Origin of the sequence: Stenotrophomonas rhizophila (assembly GCF_003751305.1) — a bacterium.
In the GTDB taxonomy this organism is placed as follows: domain Bacteria; phylum Pseudomonadota; class Gammaproteobacteria; order Xanthomonadales; family Xanthomonadaceae; genus Stenotrophomonas; species Stenotrophomonas rhizophila_B.
This window is the reverse complement of the sequence record NZ_RJKV01000004.1, coordinates 79641-98615: the sequence shown is the minus strand read 5'-3', so window position 1 is coordinate 98615 and position 18975 is coordinate 79641. Positions and strand designations below refer to the sequence as shown.

The window sequence follows — 18975 nt, the reverse complement described above, 5'->3', positions numbered from 1 at the left end:
ATCTCCACGGGAAGTGAGGCTCCACCCTGCCGGTTTGGATGTTGTCAGGGCATCAACAGGACGTTGAATAAACGCAAATCCGGGGCTGGCGGGGCGAACCGGTAGAATGGCGGCCTCTTTTCAAGATGTGCCCTCCGCATGGCTGCCCAGCACGACGCTCCCCTGGAAACCCTGTTCCTGCCGTTCGCCAGTGGCGTGCTGTCCTGGCCGGCCGGCCCCGTGCTGTTCCTGCGCGCCCGCGATGGCGCGCCGCTGCGCGAGCACGCCCAGCCGGCGCAGCTGCTCTGCGAGCAGAGCTTCCGCCCGTTTGCCGACGCCCTGGAAGCCAGCGGCTGGACCGTACGTGAGGAGCAGCAGCTGGCCGGTGATGCCACCCGCTACGCCGTGGTGCTGGTGCTGCCACCGCGCCAGCGCGAGGAAGCCAAGGCGCTGTTCGCCCGTGCGCTGGCCCTGACCGCCCCGGGCGGGATCGTGGTGGCCTGCCAGCACAACAACGAAGGCGCCCGCTCCGGCGAAGGCGACCTGCAGCAGCTGGCCGGCCTCGGCGGCAAGCTGACCAAGAACCATTGCCGTGCCTACTGGACTGCGCCGCTCAACGGCCAGCACGACGCCGCGCTCGCGCAGCGCTGGGCAACCCTGGACGCGCCGCGCGCGATCCTTGGCGGCCGCTTCCAGAGCCGCCCGGGCATCTTCGCCTGGGACCGCATCGATCCCGCCTCGGCGCTGCTGGTGGAGCAGCTGCCGGCCGATCTGGCCGGTCGTGGCGCCGATCTGGGCGCCGGCTTCGGCTATCTGTCCGCCGAAGTGCTGGCGCGCTGCCCGAACGTGACCGCGCTGGACCTGTACGAGGCTGAAGGCCGCGCGCTGGCGCTGGCCCGCGAGAACCTGACCGCACTCGGCAAGCCGGCGGCGCTGGCCTATCACTGGCAGGACGTCACCGCCGGGATCGAGGGCGAGTACGACTTCATCGTGACCAACCCGCCGTTCCACACCCCGTCGCGCGCGGATCGCCCGGATATCGGCCAGCGCTTCATCGCCGTGGCCGCGCAGGCGCTGCGCCCGGGCGGTCGCATGTGGCTGGTGGCCAACCGTCACCTGCCGTACGAGCACATTCTCAACGAGAGCTTCGGCCAGGTCCGGGTGGCTGCCGAGCGCGATGGCTTCAAGCTGATCGAAGCGACCAAGGCCAGCAAGAGTGCCACGCCGGTCCGCACGCCGCGCAGCACCGAGCCGAAGTGGGGCCGCGGAGGCCGCGCATGAAGCTGGTCAAGCTGTTGGCCAACCTCGGCTATGGCAGCCGCAAGCAGGTGCAGGGGATGTTCCGTGCCGGCCTGATCACCGATGCCGAGGGCGAGGTGCTGTACGCCGATGACGCGGTCGCGCATGAGGCGATCCGGGTCGAGGGCGAGCCGCTGGACCCGCCGCAGGGGCTGACCCTGCTGCTGCACAAGCCGCGCGGCTACACCTGTTCGACCAAGGACAAGGGCCGGCTGATCTACGACCTGCTGCCGCCGCGCTACCGCGACCGTGCGCCGGTGTTGTCCTCGGTGGGCCGCCTGGACCGCGACACCAGTGGCATGCTGCTGATGACCGACGATGGCGCGCTGCTGCACCGGATCGTGTCGCCGAAGTCGCGCCTGGACAAGGCCTACGAGGTCACCCTGGCCGAAGACCTGCGCGGCGATGAAACCGCGCGTTTCGCCAGCGGCGGCCTGCTGCTGGAATCGGACGACAAGCCCCTGCTGCCGGCCGAGCTGCACGTGAACGGTCCGCGCCAGGCGCAGCTGGTCCTGCACGAAGGCCGCTACCACCAGGCCCGCCGGATGTTCGCGGCCGTCGGCAACCACGTCGAGGCGCTGCACCGCAGCCGCATCGGCGGGCTGTCGCTGGGGGAGCTGCCTGAAGGTGAGTGGCGCATGCTCGATGCGGCCGATCTCGAGACGCTGTTCAACGTCCCATGACCGCCTTCGCCGCGCTGCCGTTCCTGCCCGACGCCGTCATCTTCGACATGGACGGGTTGATGATCGACAGCGAGCGCGTCTCGATCGCGTGCTGGTCGCAGGCGGCGCAGGAGCTGGCGCTGCCGTTCCCGGAGGGCTTCTGGCTGCGCATGGTGGGTCTGGGCGACCGCGACTGCGAACGCCTGCTGCTGCAGACGGTCACTGCCGAGCAGGTCACCGCGCTGTTCGCGCGTTGCCACGAACTGTACGAAGCGCGCACGCAGCAGGGTCTGCCGCTGCGCCCCGGCATCCTGGAGATCCTGCAGCTGCTGCACGAACATGGCGTTCCACGTGCAGTGGCGACCTCCACCCGCCAGCCGCGTGCCTCGCGCAAGCTGGCGGCGGCCGGGCTGCTGCCGTTCTTCGAGGTGGTGGTGACCAGCAGCGATGTCGCGCATCCCAAGCCCGCCCCGGACATCTACCTGCTGGCGGCGCAGAAGCTGGGCAAGGACCCGGCGCGCTGCATGGCGCTGGAAGATTCCCCGGCCGGTATCCGCGCGGCCGTGGGTGCGGGGATGACCGCGATCCAGGTGCCGGACCTGGTGCATCCGGATGAAGAGCTGCGCGCGCTGGGGCATCGCATCGTGGATTCGCTGCTGGATGCCCGGGCGTTGTTGATGCCGCTGTTGCCGGTGACCGGCGCGCGGTGATGTCCCGCCCGGCTTGCCGATACACCGGGCATTGATCGCGTGCACCACGAAAAAGCCCGGCACATGGCCGGGCTTTTTCATGCGGATCCAGACGGTACTCAGAGGCGGCTGAACACCAGCGCCGCATTCGTGCCGCCAAAGCCGAAGCTGTTGGACATCACGGTGTTCAGCTGTGCCGGCTGGGTCTGCTGCACGATCGGGAAGCCTTCCACCAGCGGGTCCAGCTCGCCGATGTTGGCCGAGCCGGCGATGAAGCCATCGCGCATCATCAGCAGGCAGTAGATCGCTTCGTGCACGCTTGCCGCGCCCAGCGAATGGCCGGACAGCGCCTTGGTCGAGGACAGCGGCGGAATGCTCTCGCCGAACACCTCACGCACCGCCTTCAGCTCGGTGACGTCGCCCAGCGGAGTCGAGGTGCCGTGCGTGTTGAGGTAGTCGATCGGGGCGGTGATGTGCTCCATCGCCATGTTCATGCAGCGCACCGCGCCTTCACCGGACGGGGCGACCATGTCGGCGCCATCGGAGGTGACGCCGTATCCGACCAGCTCGGCATAGATGCGCGCGCCACGGGCCACGGCGTGGTCGTAGTCTTCCAGCACCAGCATGCCGCCGCCACCGGCGATGACGAAGCCGTCGCGGTCCTTGTCGTACGGGCGCGAGGCCGAGGCGGGCGTGTCGTTGAAGCGGGTCGACAGGGCGCCCATCGCATCGAACATCACGCTCATCGACCAGTGCAGGTCTTCACCGCCACCGGCGAACATCACGTCCTGCGCGCCATGGCGGATCAGATCCGCGGCGGCGCCGATGCAATGCGCGGAGGTGGCGCAGGCGGCCGACAGCGAGTAGCTCAGGCCCTTGATCTGGAACGCCGTGGCCAGGCAGGCCGACACGGTGGAGCACATCGTGCGCGGCACCATGTACGGGCCCACCTTGCGCACGCCGCGGGCGCGCAGGATGTCGGCCGATTCCACCTGCCACTGGCTGGAGCCGCCGCCGGAGCCGGCGATCAGGCCGGTCCGCGGGTTGGCGACCTGCGCCTCGTCCAGGCCGGCATCGGCGATCGCATCGCGCATGGCGATGTACGCATACGCCGACGCATCGCTCATGAAGCGCTTCACCTTGCGGTCGATCTGCGCATCCAGGTCCAGCTCGATGTTGCCGCCGACATGGCTGCGCAGGCCGGCTTCGGCATGATCGGGCAGGTGGCGGATGCCGGCCTTGCCTTCACGCAATGCAGTGGACACGGTGTCCAGATCGTTGCCCAGGCACGAGGTGATGCCCATTCCGGTAATGACGACGCGACGCATCAGAAGTTCTCAGTGGAAGTGAACAGACCTACACGCAGGTCTTTGGCAGAGTAGATTTCGCGACCGTCCACCAGCATGCGGGCGTCGGACTGTGCCATCACCAGCTTGCGGTTGATGACGCGCGAGATGTCGATTTCGTAGGTGACGCGCTTGGCGCTCGGCAGCACCTGGCCGGTGAACTTCACTTCACCGCAGCCCAGGGCGCGGCCACGGCCGGGCGCACCGATCCAGGTCAGGAAGAAGCCGGTCAGCTGCCACATGGCATCCAGGCCGAGGCACCCGGGCATGACCGGGTCGCCGAGGAAGTGGCAGTCGAAGAACCACAGGTCAGGGCGGATATCCAGTTCCGCGCGTACCATGCCTTTGCCGTGTGGGCCGCCGTCCTCGCGGATATCGGTGATGCGATCGAACATCAGCATCGGATCATTGGGCAGGCGGCCGCTGCCCGGGCCGAACAGTTCACCGCGGGCGCTGGCCAGCAGCTGGTCGCGCGAGAACGCGTTGAGACGAGTCATGGAAAACGCAATCCTGAGGAAGTTGTCATCGGGGTGAGCCGACCACAGGTCGACTGCTCTTGCATGAAGCAAGTGCTCAAGAGTGCATGAGAAAAAGTGATTCAATCAAACGTTTTAACCGTACGCCGCCGTAGTGTTTTCAGGTTCAAAAACGCATGTTGTTGTTATCCAACAACCATACTGCGGCGTGTGGCTGTAATCTTGTTCATCTGAATTCGAGTGCCAACGCCCGTGTCCCGCCCCCGCAAGATCATTCACGTCGACATGGATGCGTTTTACGCGTCCGTGGAGCAGCGTGACGACCCTTCTTTGCGGGGCAAACCGGTGGTGGTGGCGTGGCGTGGGATGCGCTCGGTGGTCTGCGCGGCCTCGTACGAGGCGCGGGTGTTCGGGGTGCGTTCGGCGATGCCGGCGCTGCGCGCGGAGCGGTTGTGTCCGGATGCGGTATTCGTGCCGCCGGATTTCGCCCGCTACAAGGCGGTGTCACGCCAGGTGCGCGAGATATTCCTGCGGCATACGGATCTGGTGGAACCGTTGTCGTTGGACGAGGCGTATCTGGATGTGACCGAGCACAAGGGCGGGATGACGGTGGCGACGGAGATCGCGCAGATCATCCGCGCGCAGATCCGCGAAGAGACGCAGTTGACCGCCTCGGCGGGGATCGCGCCGAACAAGTTCCTGGCCAAGATCGCCTCGGATTGGCGCAAGCCCGATGGGCAGTTCGTGGTGCCGCCGCATCGCATCGAGCAGTTCCTGACGCCGTTGCCGGTGAACCGTGTGCCGGGCGTGGGCAAGGTGATGGCAGCGAAGCTGGCCGAGCTGGGCGTGGCGACGGTGGGTGATCTGCGTGCGCTGCCGCTGGAGGAACTGGAGGCGCGGTTCGGGACGTTCGGGGGGCGGTTGTTCAATCGTGCGCGCGGTGTGGATGAGCGGCCGGTGGAGCCGGATCAGCCGGTGCAGTCGATTTCGTCGGAGGATACGTTCGCGGAGGATCTGTTGTTGGAGGATCTGGCGCCGGCGATCGTGCAGTTGGCGGAGAAGACGTGGCTGGCGACGCGCAAGACGGACCGGGTGGGGCATACGGTGGTGTTGAAGTTGAAGACGTCGCAGTTCCGGATCATTACGCGCAGTTTTACGCCGGAGTCGCCGCCGGATTCGGTGGAGGAGCTGCGCGATATTGCGTTGGGGTTGCGGGCGCGGGTGGAGTTGCCGTTGGAGACGCGGTATCGGTTGGTGGGGGTGGGGTTGGGGGGATTCCGCGAGCGGGAGGTGGTACGCCAGCCGGGGTTGTTTGATCATCTTGGTGATGTGTAGTTGGTCGTTTTTTGGCTTTTTTCAAGATCGATATCAGCGTTGACCCCAACGCCAACGTCAACGACGGATGCGCTGGTGTTCGGGTGATGAGGGTTTGGGACGACGCGGGTGAGGTATCGGGACCCGCTGCAAGTACGTCCCTGTAAGCTCGTGTGTTGCCATCCATGGCAACACACGGTCCCGATACCCCACCCGCGCCGTCCCTCCGACACTTGGCCGGTGCGCATGGATAGGTGCGTTGCACTTTTCTGGGTCCACTGAAGACGTTGTCCGCTAGGACTGTATTGCTGCAGTCACTCGACTGTTCTTGGCGACGTTGCGGCCGACAGTTGCGGTCGTTTCGTGCTGGTTGGACTTGCATCTGGATCGACCGCTCAGGTCTCACTTACGCGTGGTGATCGTGCCACCTTCGCGCCGCCCAGCCTGTTACTTTCGCGCGATTACGGCCACTGCATTTCACCCTTGGCTATTTTCGCGCTCAGTTCCAGTGAGCTCTCGCCAGCCAGGTTTGGATAGCGCTTTTTCATTGCGGCGATCAGTGCGTTGGCATCGTTGCTGTGTGCGGTTTCTTCGTCGAACGCGCGGATGTAGTTGGCGGTGAAATCCACGGCGCTGATGTCCAGGGCGGCATCGGCTGCGTAGTGGCCGGGGATGACGCGGGTGGGGTTCAGGGCCTTGATGGTGGCGAGGGTCTGCAGCCAGTGCGCGTGTGATTGCGCGCTTTGGGTGTCGGCCATCCATACGTGTTCGCCGGCGACGATGGGGATGCCGCCGAGGAGGGTGCGCTGGGAGGGGATCCACAGGACGGTGCGGTCCGGGGTGGGGCCGGTGAGGCCGATGATCTTGATCGGTTGGCCTTCGAGGGTAAGGGTGTCGCCGTCCAGTGGGGCGGGGATGACGATGCGGCTCGGCTTGCCTGCGCCCATCTGGGGGCCCCAGAACGCGAGTTTGGCGGCCTGGGTGGCGTTGATGTGGGCGACGGTAGCGGGCGTGGCGAGGATGCGGGCGTCGGGGAAGGCGTCCTGCAGGGTGGCCAGGCCGAAGTAGTAGTCGGGGTCGCCGTGGCTGATGTAGATCGTGGTCAGGCGTTTGCCTGAGTCACGGATGCGTTGGACCAGCTGCGCGGCATCGGTGGCGGCGAACTGGGCATCCACGAGGATGGCGTCGTGACGGCCGGTGATCAGGGTCGAGGAGACCGCGAACAGGGCGTCGTCGCCGGGGTGGTACGGCTGCACCGCGAGGGGAGCGGCCTGCGCGGGCGCGTTCGCGGCGGGGCGGGCATGGCTGGTGGCTGGGGTGAGGGCGGTGAGGCCGGTGATCAGGGCGAGGCTGAGGGCCAGGGTGGTGCGGGAGAGCGTGGGCATGGGGGCGGTTCCATCCAGTGCCCCGGCGGGGATCGCCGGGGCGGGCAGGGCTCAGTACGCGACGGTGGCGATCTGGCGCAGGTATTGCGGGGTTTCGATTTCGCTGACGAAGGCGTCGGCGTAGTCGGGGTAGCTGATCCGGCTGTGGCCGTCATCGCCGACCAGGAAGTTCTTCGCTTGGGTGCGGAAGCCGCCGCGCTGCGGGCCGGGGCCGATTTCGGCGGCCGGGGAGTAGAACGTCCAGTCGAGGTCGTCTACGGCGCGCAGCTGCTTCAGCGTCTCGCGGGCGGCCAGGGCGACCGGCTTGTAGGCATCCGGGAAGCCCTCGGTGTCCACCAGCTGCACACCGGGGGCGACTTCCAGGCTGCCGGCGCCACCGACCATGATGAAGCGGGGCACGCCGGCCTGGCGCGCCGCGGCGACCAGGGCGGCACTGGTGGTGGTCACCGTGGCGGGTTCATCGCCCGGGCGCGGGCCGAAGGCGCTGGCCAGGACGTCATGGCCGGCGATCACGGCGGCCAGCGCGTCGGTGTCATCCAGCGCGGCCACGGCCAGCTGGGCGCCGTCCAGTTCCGCCGGGAGGTCGGTCTCACGGCGGACGATGGCGGTGACCTGATGGCCGCGGGCGAGGGCCTGGCGGGTGATTTCACGGCCGATGTTGCCGGTGGCACCAACGAGAGCGATTTTCATGGGGGAGGTCCGTTGAGGAAGGAAGGCCAGCGTATGCCTCTGGAATCGAACGAAAAACCGCGTATAACGGCCTAATTTGTTGCACGGATCGATCAAATGGACCGGATGACTGCCATGAACGTGTTCGTCGAGGTAGCCGAGCGTGGCAGCCTGACCGCTGCGGCCGAGGCGCTGGAGATGTCGCGGGCGATGGTGACGCGCTATCTGGCCGAGGTGGAGCGCTGGCTGGGCGCGCGTCTGCTGCACCGGACCACGCGCCGGATCAGCCTGACGGGGCCGGGAGAAGCGGCGCTGCTTCGCTTCCGGCAGATGCTGGCGATCGGCGATGAACTGCACGCTGAGCTGGCCACTGACAACCCCGAGCCACACGGGCTGATCCGGGTGACCGCGAGTGTTTCTTTCGGGCAGCTCCACCTGGCCGCGGCGGTGGCCGAGTTCGTCAAACGCCATCCGCTGACGCGGGTGGAACTGCTACTCGTCGACCGGGTGGTGAATCTGGTGGAAGAGCGGGTGGACATCGCCGTACGCATCTCGCGCGCAATCGACCCGAGTCTGATCGCGCGCCATCTTGGGCCGTGCCGGTCGGTGTTGTGTGCGGCGCCGTCGTACGTGGCCGAGCGCGGTGCACCGGGCTCGGCCGATGCATTGGCCGCGCATAACTGCCTGACCCACCACTACGTGGGCAAGAGCGTGTGGCACCTGCAGCGCGACGGGCGACAGATCGCGGTGGCGGTGGGCGGCAACATCAGCGCCAATGAAGCATCGTTGCTGCTGGAAGCCGTACGCGCCGGAGCGGGTATCGCCATGTTGCCGATGTACCAGATCGCGCCGCTGCTGCGTTCGGGCGAGCTGGTGGCCGTGCTGCCCGACTACACGGTGGAGACGCTGGGGCTGCACGCCGTGTACGCCTCGCGCCGGCAGCTGCCGACGATCATGCGCAGCTTCCTGGATTTCCTGGTCGAGCGTTTCAGCAGCCCGCAGTTTCTGGCGTTGCTCTGAGTGCCTGGGGTCAACGGCGCATGAGCAGAGCCGTGGCGGTGCCGCCGTACAATGGGGCTCCCACGTCGTTGAAGTGAGTGTCGTCTTGTCGTATCCGTATCCGTTGGTGGTGTTCGATCTGGATGGCACGCTGGTGGACAGCGCGGCTGATATCGCCGAAGCGCTCAACCGCACGCTGCAGGACTGGCAGTTGCCGCGCGTGCCGGAGGCGACGGTGTTGACGTGGATCGGTGATGGCGTGCGGCGGCTGGTCGAGCAGGCGTTTACCGCGGCCGGCAGCGATATCGATCTGGACGAGGTGATGCCCGGTTTCATGCGGCACTACGAGGCGTGCCTGTTGCGCAGCCCGCGCCTGTTTGATGGCGTGACCGAGACGTTGGCCGCCTTGCGCGAACGTTCGGTGACGCTGGCGATCTGCACCAATAAGCCGTCCGCGCTGGTGGCGCCGTTGCTGCAGCATTTCGGTCTGCAGGATGTGTTCGCACTGGTGCTGGGCGGGGATTCCCTGCCGGAGCGCAAGCCGAATGGTGCGCCGTTGCGGCATATCGCGGCGCACTTCGACGTGGCTGTCGAGGCAGCGTTGATGGTGGGTGATTCGATCACCGATTACCGCGCTGCGGTGGATGCAGGCATGCCGGTGGCGCTGGTGCGCTATGGGTATCCGCGTGGTCTGGATCTGGACAACGTCCAGGCGGTTGCCGTGGTGGATGATCTGCGGGAATTACTGGTGTTGTGAGGCGTTCGAGCGTGTGCCGACCAACGGTCGGCACCTACCGGAGGTTGGACGGCGGCAGTGCCGCCGTCCAGATCCCTTACTTCGGCTGGTAACGCACGCTCAGGCGGTACTCGCGGCCGGGCTGGTTGTACCAGGCGACGGTTTCGTAGTCGCGGTCGAACACGTTGCTGACCCGGCCCAGTACGGACCAATCACGGGTCAGCGCGTATTCCAGGCGCAGATCCACGGTGCCGTAGCCGCCCAGGCGCACGGTGTTGGCCGCATTGTCGTACCGCTTGCCGGCGCCGTTGGCGGTGAGGCCGGCGCGGAAGTCACCGAAACGGCGATCGACGTCCAGACGCGCGGTGTTCTGTGCGCGGCGGGCCAGCCAGTTGTCGAACTGCGCGCTGCCGTCGGTGCGGTTGCGCGGGTCGGTGTGGCTGAGTTGTGCGTTGAGGTCGAATCCGGCGACGGTGATCGCACCGGTCAGTTCGGCACCGCGGATGCGGGCCTTCTCGACCTGCGACATCATGAAGGTGGTCGCGTCGTAGGTGATCAGGTCATCGATGCGCGTTTCGTATACGTCCAGGCCCCAGCGCCAGCCATCACCCTGCTGGGCGATGCCGATGTTCGCGCTCTTGGATGTCTCCGGATCCAGGGTCGGCACGCCGCTCCACGGGTCGTAAAGGTCGCTGAAGGTCGGGGCCTTGAACGCGGTGCCGTAGCTGGCGTTGAGGCGGAAGCCGCTGCCCAGCTCCAGACCCCAGCCGAGGCTGCCGGTGGTGTGGTTGCCGAACTGCTCGTTGTCGTCGTTGCGCACGCTGGCCTGCAGGTGGTGCGCGCCGAAGCGGCCCTGGTACTGCACGAACACACCGGTGTTGTCGCGGCTGTCGACCAGGTAGCCGGCGCTGCTGCCGTCCAGGTTGTCCTGGCTCCAGTCCACGCCGGCGCTCAGCAGCTGGCCGTCAGCGATGCCGATGTCGGCCTGTACCGAAGCGCTGTCGCGGTGGGTCTGCGCGTTGCCCAGCCAGGTATCACCGTTGTAGTTGTCCGATTCGTTGTCAGCGCGGCCGACGTTCACGGTCAGGTTGAAGCGCTCACTCGGCGTGTAGCGCAACTTGCTGCCGAGCACCTGCTGCAGGGTCTCGGAGTAGTTGTAGTAGCCGTCGTAGTGGTTCTCGCCTTCGGCACGCAGCGCGGTGCCTTCCAGGCTCAGCGTGTCGGTCAGCGCATAGCCGCCGCGCAGGCTCATCGACAGGTTGCGGTAGCCGTCGCGGTCGGGCTCATCGGCACCGCAGCCAGCGAAGGTAGCGGCGTCGCCGCGGCAGGCGTTGATGCCATCGGTGTGCTGGTAGGCGATGTCGGTGCCGAACCAGCCACGCTCCCCGCTGCCGCCGAAGCCACCGCTGGCCTCGCGCAGACCATTGCTGCCGCCACCAAGCTGCAGGTGCGGCGCGAACTGGCCGGCGTTGCGGCGGGTGAAGATCTGGATCACGCCACCGATCGCATCGGCGCCGTACAGGCTGGACTGCGGGCCACGCACGATCTCGATGCGTTCGATCTGCGCCAGCGGCAGGTCCTGGATCATGGCCAGGCCGAGGTCGCCGGTGTTGATGCGCACGCCATCGACCAGCACCAGGGTGTGGGCCGAGTTGGTGCCACGCAGGAACAGCGAGCTCTGCTTGCCCAGGCCGCCGCTGTTGTTGAGGTTGATGCCGGCACGGCCGCGCAGCAGATCCTGCAGCGACGGTGCCTGGCTGCGCTCGATCTCGGCGCGGTCGATCACCTGCGCCGGTGAGATGCTGTCCTGCAGGGCGATCGGGGTGCGCGTGGCGGTGACCAGCACCTGGTCCAGCGCGGTGGCGTCGTCCTGTGCGGAGGCCAGCAGGGGTAGGGCCGACAGCACGGCCAGGGAAAGAACGCGGGTTTGCAGCTTCATCGATGACTCCATGCACCGCGCACGCCCGCGCGGCAAGGGGTGGGGATGATCACGCTGCAGGGGTGTTCGACGGTGGGCGGACGCACGCAGGCGCCTGCTTGCCGCCGCCATGCCCGCCGCATCGCAACCAGTCGTCCTCCAGGCCGGTCTCCGGGCTCGCGCGTCGATGGCGGTGCCATCGTGCCAGGCGCCTTCCCATGCCGGAGCACAGTGGCGTGTTGCCTGGTGTTTCCACGCTTACCGTTGCGGGGGCAGCGCCGGAGTGGCGTGGCACAGGGCCTGACGCGTCACCGGCTTCCCGTTTCAACCTGGCGGCATTGCAGCCCCAGGTCACCTGAAAGTGGGCGCAGTCTAAGCCATCGGCCGGGCCCATGGAGCGCACCGGTTAGAATGCGCCTCGCTTTTTCGATGTGATCTCCATGACCCCAACGTGGTTGCAGCACCCCGGCACCGACGCCCGTGACCCGCACCGGCCGGCCGCAGCGGGCAGCAGACGGGGCGCGGCATGATCCTCGATCTGATCCGCCACGCCAGCACCGGCCGCGACGATCATCTTGATGGCCGCACCGATCCAGCGCTGCACGAGGGCGCGACCGACGCCCTGTGCGCGCGTTATGCCGGGCTGCCCTGGCAGCGTGTGCTGTCCTCGCCACGGCAGCGAGCACTGTTGACCGCCGAGGCATTGGCCTTGCCCCACGCGGTGGACGTGGAGGCCGATGAGGAATGGGAAGAACTCGATTTCGGCGACTGGGACGGGCTCGCGCTGGAGGCGCTGCCGATGGATGCGCTGTCCGCCTTCCATCTGGACCCGCATGCCAATCCACCGCCGCATGGCGAAAGCTGGGGCCACTTCGAACGCCGCATCGCGCGCGGTCTGCATCGGTTGCTGGATGAACCCGAGCCGGTCCCGACCTTGATCGTCAGCCACGGCGGACCGCTGCGGATGGTGCTGTCGCAGGTGTGCGGCCTGCCGATGGCGATGTGCTGGGCGCTGCGCATCGATCACGGCACGCGGCTGCGCCTGCGCGTGGAGCGCGAGGACGACCGGCTGTGGGGCGAACTGCTGGAGCTGCAGCAGGTATGAAGCGCACGGGTAGCGACGGTGTGTCGGTACCCGTGGATCAGCGGTTGTCGTCGTCCATCTCGAACGGCGGCGCTTCCTCGCCGTCATCATCGCGATGCTCCACGGTGCGGTCGTAGACCGGACCGGAGGCAGGCGGCGCCTTCTTCAGCGGCTGGTCGGCGATGATCGCTTCGTACTCCGCCACCAGCACGGTGCGGCGCGCTTCCGGCAGTTCCTGCCAGTGGCAATCCTGCAGTGCACCTTCCAGCGAGTAGAGCAGGTTCAAGCTGGGCTTGAAGCCGGCGCGGCGCACTTTGACGAAGGCACCGACCGCGCCGACCGCCACCAGATCTTCCGGCGTACGCAGACCGACCTGGCGCAGCCATGCTGCGCTCTTCGGGCCGATGTTGCGCAGCTTGACGCCACTCATCCCAATGCCTCGACGAACACGGCGGCGATCGCTTCCAGCCCGGCCTGGTCCTCGGCATCGAAGCGCGACAGCGAAGGGCTGTCCAGATCGAACACGCCGACCAGGTCGCCGTTGTGGACCAGCGGCACGACCAGTTCCGAGCGCGAGGCTGAGTCGCAGGCGATGTGACCCGGGAACGCATCGACGTCTTCGATGCGCTGGGTCAGCCGCTGCGACGCCGCGGCGCCACACACGCCCTTGTCGAGCGGGATGCGCACGCAGGCGGGCAGACCCTGGAACGGGCCAACGACGAGCTCCTTGCCATCGAAGAAGTAGAAGCCGACCCAGTTCAGGTGCGGCAGGGCGTGGTAGACCAGCGCCGACAGGTTGGCCGCATTGGCGATGCGGTCGCGCTCGCCGTGCACCAGAGCGCGGGCCTGGGCCAGCAGCTGGCCGTACTGTTCCGGCTTGCTGCCGGTGAGCGTGGAGGTATCGAACATGGCCGCAGTCTACCAAGCGCGGCGGTTGGTTGCCCCCGGGGCTGGCGGAACGCAGCGGACCGCACCGCAGCGCTGCCGGGAGGGCGGATAATGACGCGATTCCGCTCCCGGTCGTTCCCATGTCCCTGCCTGCGCCGCGCCCTGCCGCCCTGTTCGTCACCGGCACCGATACCGGCATCGGCAAGACCTTCAGCAGCTGTGTGCTGCTGCATGCCCTGCGCCGCCACGGCGGCACCGCAGTGGGCATGAAGCCGGTCGCCAGTGGCTGCGAGCGCACGCCCGAAGGCCTGCGCAACGAGGATGCCACGGCCCTGCTGGCCGCCAGCATGCCGATGCCCGCGTATGACGACCTCAACCCGTTCGCGCTCGAGCAGCCACTGGCCCCGGAGATCGCCGCGGCAGAGGCTGGCGTGCAACTGTCGCTGGCGCCGATCGAGGCCGCCTTCGAGCGCCTGCGCGCCAGCGCGGACACGGTGGTGGTCGAGGGCGTCGGCGGCTGGCTGGCGCCGCTGTCGGCCACGCTGGACCAGAGTGATCTCGTGGACGCGCTGGCGCTGCCGGTGGTGATGGTGGTCGGGCTGCGGCTGGGCTGCCTCAACCATGCGCGGCTGACTGCCGAGGCGATTGCGGCCCGTGGCGCGCGCTGCATCGGCTGGATCGCCAATGAGGTGGACCCCGCCATGGCACGCCGCGACGAGAACGTCGCACTGCTCACCGCGCGGCTGCCGATGCCGTGCTGGGGGCGCCTGCCGTATGCGCCGGGTGCGGACCCGGCCCGCCTGGCGGACCGGCTGGTGTTCTGAGCGTCAGCTGCCTGCGCGCGTCTGCAGCGCGCTGGCCAGCCGGCCGAGCGTGGCAATCGCGCCGGCGAAGCGCTCGTCCAGCTCCTGGCAGCACGACAGGCGCAGGCAATGCCGGTAGCGTGCACCGCGCGAGTAGACCTGGCCGGGCATGAACACCACGCCCTCGGCCAAGGCCTGCTCGAACAGCTCCCCGGCATCGATCGCGGCGGGCAGTTCCACCCACAGCAGGAACCCGCCGGTCGGCTGGGTGGCCGACGTGCCGGGCGGGAAGTGCTGCGCGATCAGGCCACGCACGTGGCTGACCTGATCGCTGTAGAGCCGACGCAACCCCCGCAGATGATGCTCGTAGTTGCCCGCTTCCAGGAACGCGGCAACCGCGTCCCCGAGCAGGCGTGATTCGGCACCAGAGGAGTGGAACTTCAGCAGCTGGATATCGGCGGCGAAGCGGCCACCGTCGAGCCAGCCGATGCGGTAGTCCGGTGCGAGCGTCTTGGAGAAGCCGCTGCAGACCATGATCCAGCCATCGCGGTCAAAGCTCTTGGCCAACGGCTCCAGCGGTTCCTTGAACTGGAGTTCGGCGTAGACCGCGTCTTCGATCAACGGCACCTGGTAATGGTTCACCAGCGCGGCAAGGCGCTGTTTGTTCGGCACGGGCATGCTGCCGCCGAGCGGATTGTGCACGGTCGGCATGGCCATGATCGCGGCGATGCCACCGGCGGCGAGCAGCGCTTCCAGTGCGTCCAGATCGAGGCCGTCGCGCGGATGGGTAGGCAGCTCGATCGCGCGCAGGCCCAGACTGCGCAGCAGCGGGTAGATGTTGAAATACGAGGGCGCTTCGATCGCCACCGCATCGCCGGGTTGGGTCACCACGCGCAACGCCAGCTGCAGGGCTTCCATCGCACCATGCGTGAGCACCAGCCGGTCCGTGGTGGTGTGCAGCCCCAGCCGTGGCCCACGCTGCACGATCTGGGTCAGCAGCCGTGCCGCACCGTTGGGACGTGCATAGGTCTCCACCGTGGTGGTGGCACGGCGCAGTACCTGCGCGGTGATGCGTGCCAGCTGCGCGCCGGGATAGAAACGCTTGCCGCGCGGGCCGGCGAACGCCAGATCGATGATGTCCGGTTGCTGCTGTGCGGCCAGCACGCGCGCCATCATCGCGTGCTGCGCGGGTGCGGTCGGTGGTGAGGGTGCCTGCCGCAGTGACTGCGTCGGTTCGGGAAGACGTGGGCTGACCACGAAGCCGGCCTTCGGCCGCGGCAGCACCAGCCCGGCATCCTCCAGCTGCCGATAGGCGGCGATCACCGTGTTGAGGCTGAGGCTGCGCTGCGTCGCCAGGCCGCGCAGCGACGGCAGCCGGGTGCCGACCGGCAAGCGTCCACTGCGGATCGCGTCGGCCATTTCATCGGCCAGGGATTGATAGAGGTTGCTCGCCATCGGTCTGTGCGTCCACGGGTATCTGTAACCGTGCGGATGCCAGTCATCTGCATCTGTACCCGCCTCAGGACGCAGCCTACCATGGCCGTGATGACTTCCCTCGCGCACGGCAGAGCGATGTGTGCCGTGCGTCTTTTCTTCAGGTTCGCCGCGTGATCAGCGCGCCGAAATGGTGGTACTCACCAGGCGCGGCTGCTCGCGGTACAGGGCCGGATACTGCTGTTTCAGCGCAGCCACCTTGGGCAGGTCGTTGATCCGGATGTACATCGATTCGGGATGCAGCGTGAGGTAGTTCTGGTGATACCCCTCGGCGGCGAAGAACGGCTTGCCACCATCGACCTGGGTCACCACCGGCGCGGCGTAGGTCCTGGCCTGCTGCAGCTGGGCGATGTACGCGCGGGTCGCATCGCGCTGCGCCGCGTCGTCGGCATAGACCGCCGAGCGGTACTGCGTGCCCCGGTCCGGGCCCTGCCGGTTGAGCTGGGTCGGATCATGCGCCACCGAGAAGAACACCTGCATCAGCTGGCCATAGCTGACCTGGGCCGGATCGTAGGTGACCTGCACCGCCTCGGCATGGCCGGTACCGCCGCCGCCGACGCGCGGGTAGGTGGCATTCGCCGCACTGCCGCCGATGTAGCCGGAGAGCGCGTTGTCCACGCCCTTGATGTGCTGGAACACGCCCTGCACACCCCAGAAGCAGCCACCGGCGAACACCACCTGGGCGCGTTTCAGGCCTGGTTGGCGCAGGTCCGCCTTGCCGGTAGGCGCAGGCACGGCCATGGTCGTGGCGGCGGCAGCGTGTGCCGGCCTATCAAGGCCGACCACCACCACGCTGGCGGTGAGTGCGGCGATGGCGACAGCGATGCCGCCTGCAACGAGTTTGTCGACTGCGATCTTCATGCGATGGCTCCTCACCCAAACGTAAAGGCGTAGGCGCGCACGCCGGGATCGAGGAACTCGATCTCGAAGGTGCGCTCCTGCACGGCGCCGGACTGGCGGATCAGCTGATACAGACGGTTTTCATCCACGCGGCCGTCGCCGTCGGCGGAGATGTCTCCACCGGCCGCAGCGCCGGGTGCCTGCCCGTCGATGCGCACGCGGAACCGGACCGGCTTGCCGTCCTCGCCCGGTGCCAGCACCAGGTGCAGGTCACGTGCATGGAAGCGGAAGGCGATACGGCCGCCGCGTGTCTGCAGCCGGGCGTCTTCGTTGCCCACGGTCCAGCGTCCGGCCAAGGCCCACTGGTTGTGTTGAAGCGTGGCCGGCACGGTGTAGTCGGCAGGCTGGTCCTGGCGCTGGCCACCGGGCGAGGCGAAGTTCTCGGCACGCGCGTGGCCGAGGTAGGTCTCCGGTGATTTGAGGTTGCTCATGTCGGCCTGGCGCGCCACGCCGTCCAGCGTCATCGCTACCGGTGCATCGTCACCGGGCAGGGTGTTGCCGGCCTCGCGCAGCAGCTGGCGGATGATCTGCTCGGACTGCGCATAGTTGCCCTCGCCGAAGTGATGCGCGCGGATCCGGCCCTGCGCATCGATGAAGTAATGCGCCGGCCAATACTTGTTGTTGAAGCCGCGCCAGATGGCGAAGTCGTTGTCGATTGCGACCGGGTAGGTGACCTTCAGGTCCTTCACCGCCCGCTGCACGTTGGCCAGATTGCGCTCGAAGGCGAACTCCGGCGCATGCACGCCGATCACCACCAGCCCGTGGTCGCGATAACGCTCGGCCCACTCACGCACGTAGGGCATCGCGCGCAGGCAGTTGATGCAGGAGTAGGTCCAGAAATCGACCAGCACCACCTTGCCGCGCAGCGCCGGTGCATCCAATGGCGGGCTGTTGAGCCAGTCGGTCGCACCGGCCAGCGAGGGCAGGGTGCCCTCCACCGGCAGCGGTTGCCCGGGGGCACCGGCGGTGCTCATCATCGCCGCGCCGGCAACCGGCTGCTGCCCTGGCAGCACGTCGAGCAGGCCCTGTTCCAGCTTGGCGGTGCTGACCGTGGACAGTCGGGTCAGCACACCGGTATCCCAGCCCATCGCGATGGCGACCACCGCCAGCAACGCGGCGATGCCGAGCCCGCGACGCACCCACTCCCCCACGCCAAGGCGGCGCTTGAGCGCGGCGAACACCCGCCCGCCGATCCAGATCGCCAGGGCCAGTGAGGTGGCCGCGCCCAGTGCATAGGCCAGCAGCAGCCCGCTGGTGCCGACACTGGCGCCCTGCAACGCCGCGCCGGTGAGGATCAGTCCGAGGATCGGCCCCGCACACGGCGCCCACAGCAGGCCGGTGGCGATGCCGATCAGCAGCGAGGTGCCAACGCCCCCACGCCCTGCGTCACTGGCCGCATCGGCCGAGGCGCTCAGCCGCGCGCCCAGCCGCTGGAACGGCGACAGCAGACGGTCGGCCAGCGCCGGCCACAGCAGCGCCAGCGCGAACACCGCCATCACCACCAGCGCGATCCAGCGCCCGATCTGGTTGGCCTGCGCCACCCATTGGCTGCTCACCGCCGCCAGGCTGGCGACCACGGCGAACATCAAGGCCATGCCGATCAGCAGCGGCAGGCCACTGCGCAGGAACGGGCGGTCCGAGCGGGCGAACACGAACGGCAGCACCGGCAGGATGCAAGGGCTGAGGATGGTGAGCACGCCACCGAGGTAGGCCAGCACGAGCAGAAGCATGGAGAGGTCCTTCTATGACGCAGGGGAGTGCGGCGCTCAGGCCGCGACGAAATTCATGGCCACGCCGTTCATGCAGTAGCGCAGGCCGGTGGGGCGCGGGCCGTCATCGAACACGTGGCCGAGATGGCCACCGCAGCGCCGGCAATGCGCTTCGACACGGACCATGCCCAGGGTTGTGTCGCGGTCTTCGCCGACGGCATCGTGCAGCGGCGCCCAGAAGCTGGGCCAGCCGGTGCCGCTGTCGAACTTGGTGGAAGAGGAGAACAATGGCAACGCGCAGCCGGCACAGGTGAAGGTGCCACGCCGATGCTCTTTGTTGAGGGGGCTGCTGAACGGCCGCTCCGTGCTCTGCCGCCGCAGCACGCTGTACTGGGCAGGCGTGAGCTGTTCGCGCCACTGCGCATCGCTGCGCATGACCTCGAACTGGCGTGCGGGCGCGGCGGGCGCCGCCGGGGCAGGGTTGCTGCAGGCGGTCAGGCCAAACAGGCCGGCGGCGGCTGTCATGCCACCCATTCCAAGCACTTTGCGACGTGTGAAGCGCATGACCGATCTCCGGGCACGGGGACGATGCGGCCATGCTGCACCCGGCCCGGTCAACGAATCC

19 protein-coding genes and 1 riboswitch are annotated in these 18975 nt (G+C 67.7%); of the genes, 8 read left to right on the top strand and 11 right to left on the bottom strand.

Going from position 1 to position 18975, the window contains the following annotated elements; genetic code table 11:
• The first annotated feature begins 138 nt into the window (after positions 1-138).
• From EDF74_RS17385 to EDF74_RS17375, 3 genes are read left to right on the top strand one after another with little or no spacing between them, the layout of a single operon-like run.
• Entirely contained in the window at positions 139-1260 is a 1122-nt protein-coding gene (locus EDF74_RS17385; RefSeq protein WP_123731284.1) for a class I SAM-dependent methyltransferase, read from the top strand.
• Entirely contained in the window at positions 1257-1961 is a 705-nt protein-coding gene (locus EDF74_RS17380; RefSeq protein ID WP_123731283.1) for a pseudouridine synthase, read from the top strand. The genes EDF74_RS17385 and EDF74_RS17380 overlap by 4 nt, the downstream gene beginning before the upstream one ends.
• On the top strand, positions 1958-2650 hold the full coding sequence (locus EDF74_RS17375; RefSeq protein ID WP_123731282.1) for an HAD family hydrolase: 693 nt from the start codon (positions 1958-1960) through the stop codon (positions 2648-2650). Before EDF74_RS17380 ends, EDF74_RS17375 begins: the two co-directional genes overlap by 4 nt.
• Positions 2651-2748: 98 nt before the next feature.
• Here EDF74_RS17375 and fabB read toward each other — a convergent pair whose 3' ends face one another.
• Positions 2749-3957, bottom strand: coding sequence for a beta-ketoacyl-ACP synthase I (fabB, locus tag EDF74_RS17370; protein ID WP_123731281.1), 1209 nt, complete (start codon positions 3955-3957; stop codon positions 2749-2751).
• A complete protein-coding gene (fabA, locus tag EDF74_RS17365) occupies positions 3957-4472 on the bottom strand; it encodes a 3-hydroxyacyl-[acyl-carrier-protein] dehydratase FabA (RefSeq protein ID WP_070471641.1) in 516 nt (171 codons plus the stop codon). The genes fabB and fabA overlap by 1 nt, the downstream gene beginning before the upstream one ends.
• A 231-nt stretch (positions 4473-4703) precedes the next feature.
• On the opposite strand from fabA, the gene dinB reads away from it, so the two are divergent.
• Positions 4704-5786, top strand: a complete 1083-nt coding sequence (dinB, locus tag EDF74_RS17360; protein ID WP_123731280.1) for a DNA polymerase IV — start codon at positions 4704-4706, stop codon at positions 5784-5786.
• A 440-nt stretch (positions 5787-6226) separates the two neighbouring features.
• On the opposite strand, the gene EDF74_RS17355 is transcribed toward dinB, so the two are convergent.
• On the bottom strand, positions 6227-7150 hold the full coding sequence (locus EDF74_RS17355) for an MBL fold metallo-hydrolase (protein ID WP_123731279.1): 924 nt from the start codon (positions 7148-7150) through the stop codon (positions 6227-6229).
• A gap of 51 nt (positions 7151-7201) precedes the next feature.
• On the bottom strand, positions 7202-7840 hold the full coding sequence (locus EDF74_RS17350) for an NAD(P)-dependent oxidoreductase (RefSeq protein ID WP_123731278.1): 639 nt from the start codon (positions 7838-7840) through the stop codon (positions 7202-7204).
• 96 nt (positions 7841-7936) lie between these two features.
• Here EDF74_RS17350 and EDF74_RS17345 point away from each other — a divergent pair, with 96 nt between their 5' ends.
• Together EDF74_RS17345 and gph are read left to right on the top strand one after the other, a co-directional pair.
• Positions 7937-8839 carry a LysR family transcriptional regulator gene (locus tag EDF74_RS17345; protein ID WP_123731277.1) on the top strand — a complete coding sequence of 301 codons (903 nt, stop codon included), beginning with the start codon at positions 7937-7939 and terminating at the stop codon, positions 8837-8839.
• Between the two features lie 85 nt (positions 8840-8924).
• Positions 8925-9575, top strand: coding sequence for a phosphoglycolate phosphatase (gph, locus tag EDF74_RS17340; RefSeq protein ID WP_123731276.1), 651 nt, complete (start codon positions 8925-8927; stop codon positions 9573-9575).
• Between the two features lie 76 nt (positions 9576-9651).
• Here gph and btuB read toward each other — a convergent pair whose 3' ends face one another.
• A complete protein-coding gene (btuB, locus tag EDF74_RS17335) occupies positions 9652-11493 on the bottom strand; it encodes a TonB-dependent vitamin B12 receptor (protein ID WP_123731275.1) in 1842 nt (613 codons plus the stop codon).
• A gap of 124 nt (positions 11494-11617) precedes the next feature.
• A riboswitch (cobalamin riboswitch) is annotated at positions 11618-11846 on the bottom strand.
• A gap of 152 nt (positions 11847-11998) precedes the next feature.
• Here btuB and EDF74_RS17330 point away from each other — a divergent pair.
• Positions 11999-12577 carry a histidine phosphatase family protein gene (locus tag EDF74_RS17330; protein WP_123731274.1) on the top strand — a complete coding sequence of 193 codons (579 nt, stop codon included), beginning with the start codon at positions 11999-12001 and terminating at the stop codon, positions 12575-12577.
• Positions 12578-12614: 37 nt separating this feature from the next.
• Here EDF74_RS17330 and EDF74_RS17325 read toward each other — a convergent pair whose 3' ends face one another.
• Positions 12615-12986 carry a TfoX/Sxy family protein gene (locus tag EDF74_RS17325; protein WP_123731273.1) on the bottom strand — a complete coding sequence of 124 codons (372 nt, stop codon included), beginning with the start codon at positions 12984-12986 and terminating at the stop codon, positions 12615-12617.
• Positions 12983-13465 (bottom strand): GAF domain-containing protein, encoded by a 483-nt coding sequence (locus EDF74_RS17320; RefSeq protein ID WP_123731272.1) that lies wholly within the window; start codon positions 13463-13465, stop codon positions 12983-12985. The genes EDF74_RS17325 and EDF74_RS17320 overlap by 4 nt, the downstream gene beginning before the upstream one ends.
• A 119-nt stretch (positions 13466-13584) precedes the next feature.
• On the opposite strand from EDF74_RS17320, the gene bioD reads away from it, so the two are divergent.
• Complete coding sequence (bioD, locus tag EDF74_RS17315) at positions 13585-14268, top strand: dethiobiotin synthase (RefSeq protein ID WP_123731271.1); 684 nt, start codon at positions 13585-13587, stop codon at positions 14266-14268.
• A gap of 3 nt (positions 14269-14271) precedes the next feature.
• Here the strand turns inward: bioD and EDF74_RS17310 are convergent, their stop codons facing one another.
• The 4 genes from EDF74_RS17310 to msrB all read right to left on the bottom strand — a co-directional run bounded on the left by EDF74_RS17310 (position 14272) and on the right by msrB (position 18914).
• Positions 14272-15702, bottom strand: a complete 1431-nt coding sequence (locus EDF74_RS17310; protein WP_123731270.1) for a PLP-dependent aminotransferase family protein — start codon at positions 15700-15702, stop codon at positions 14272-14274.
• 156 nt (positions 15703-15858) lie between these two features.
• Positions 15859-16602: a peptide-methionine (S)-S-oxide reductase MsrA gene (msrA, locus tag EDF74_RS17305; protein WP_123731269.1), complete on the bottom strand. Its 744-nt coding sequence runs from the start codon at positions 16600-16602 to the stop codon at positions 15859-15861.
• An 11-nt stretch (positions 16603-16613) separates the two neighbouring features.
• Positions 16614-18371 carry a cytochrome c biogenesis protein DipZ gene (locus tag EDF74_RS17300; RefSeq protein WP_123731268.1) on the bottom strand — a complete coding sequence of 586 codons (1758 nt, stop codon included), beginning with the start codon at positions 18369-18371 and terminating at the stop codon, positions 16614-16616.
• 36 nt (positions 18372-18407) lie between these two features.
• Complete coding sequence (msrB, locus tag EDF74_RS17295; protein WP_123731267.1) at positions 18408-18914, bottom strand: peptide-methionine (R)-S-oxide reductase MsrB; 507 nt, start codon at positions 18912-18914, stop codon at positions 18408-18410.
• Between the last annotated feature and the right edge of the window lie 61 nt (positions 18915-18975).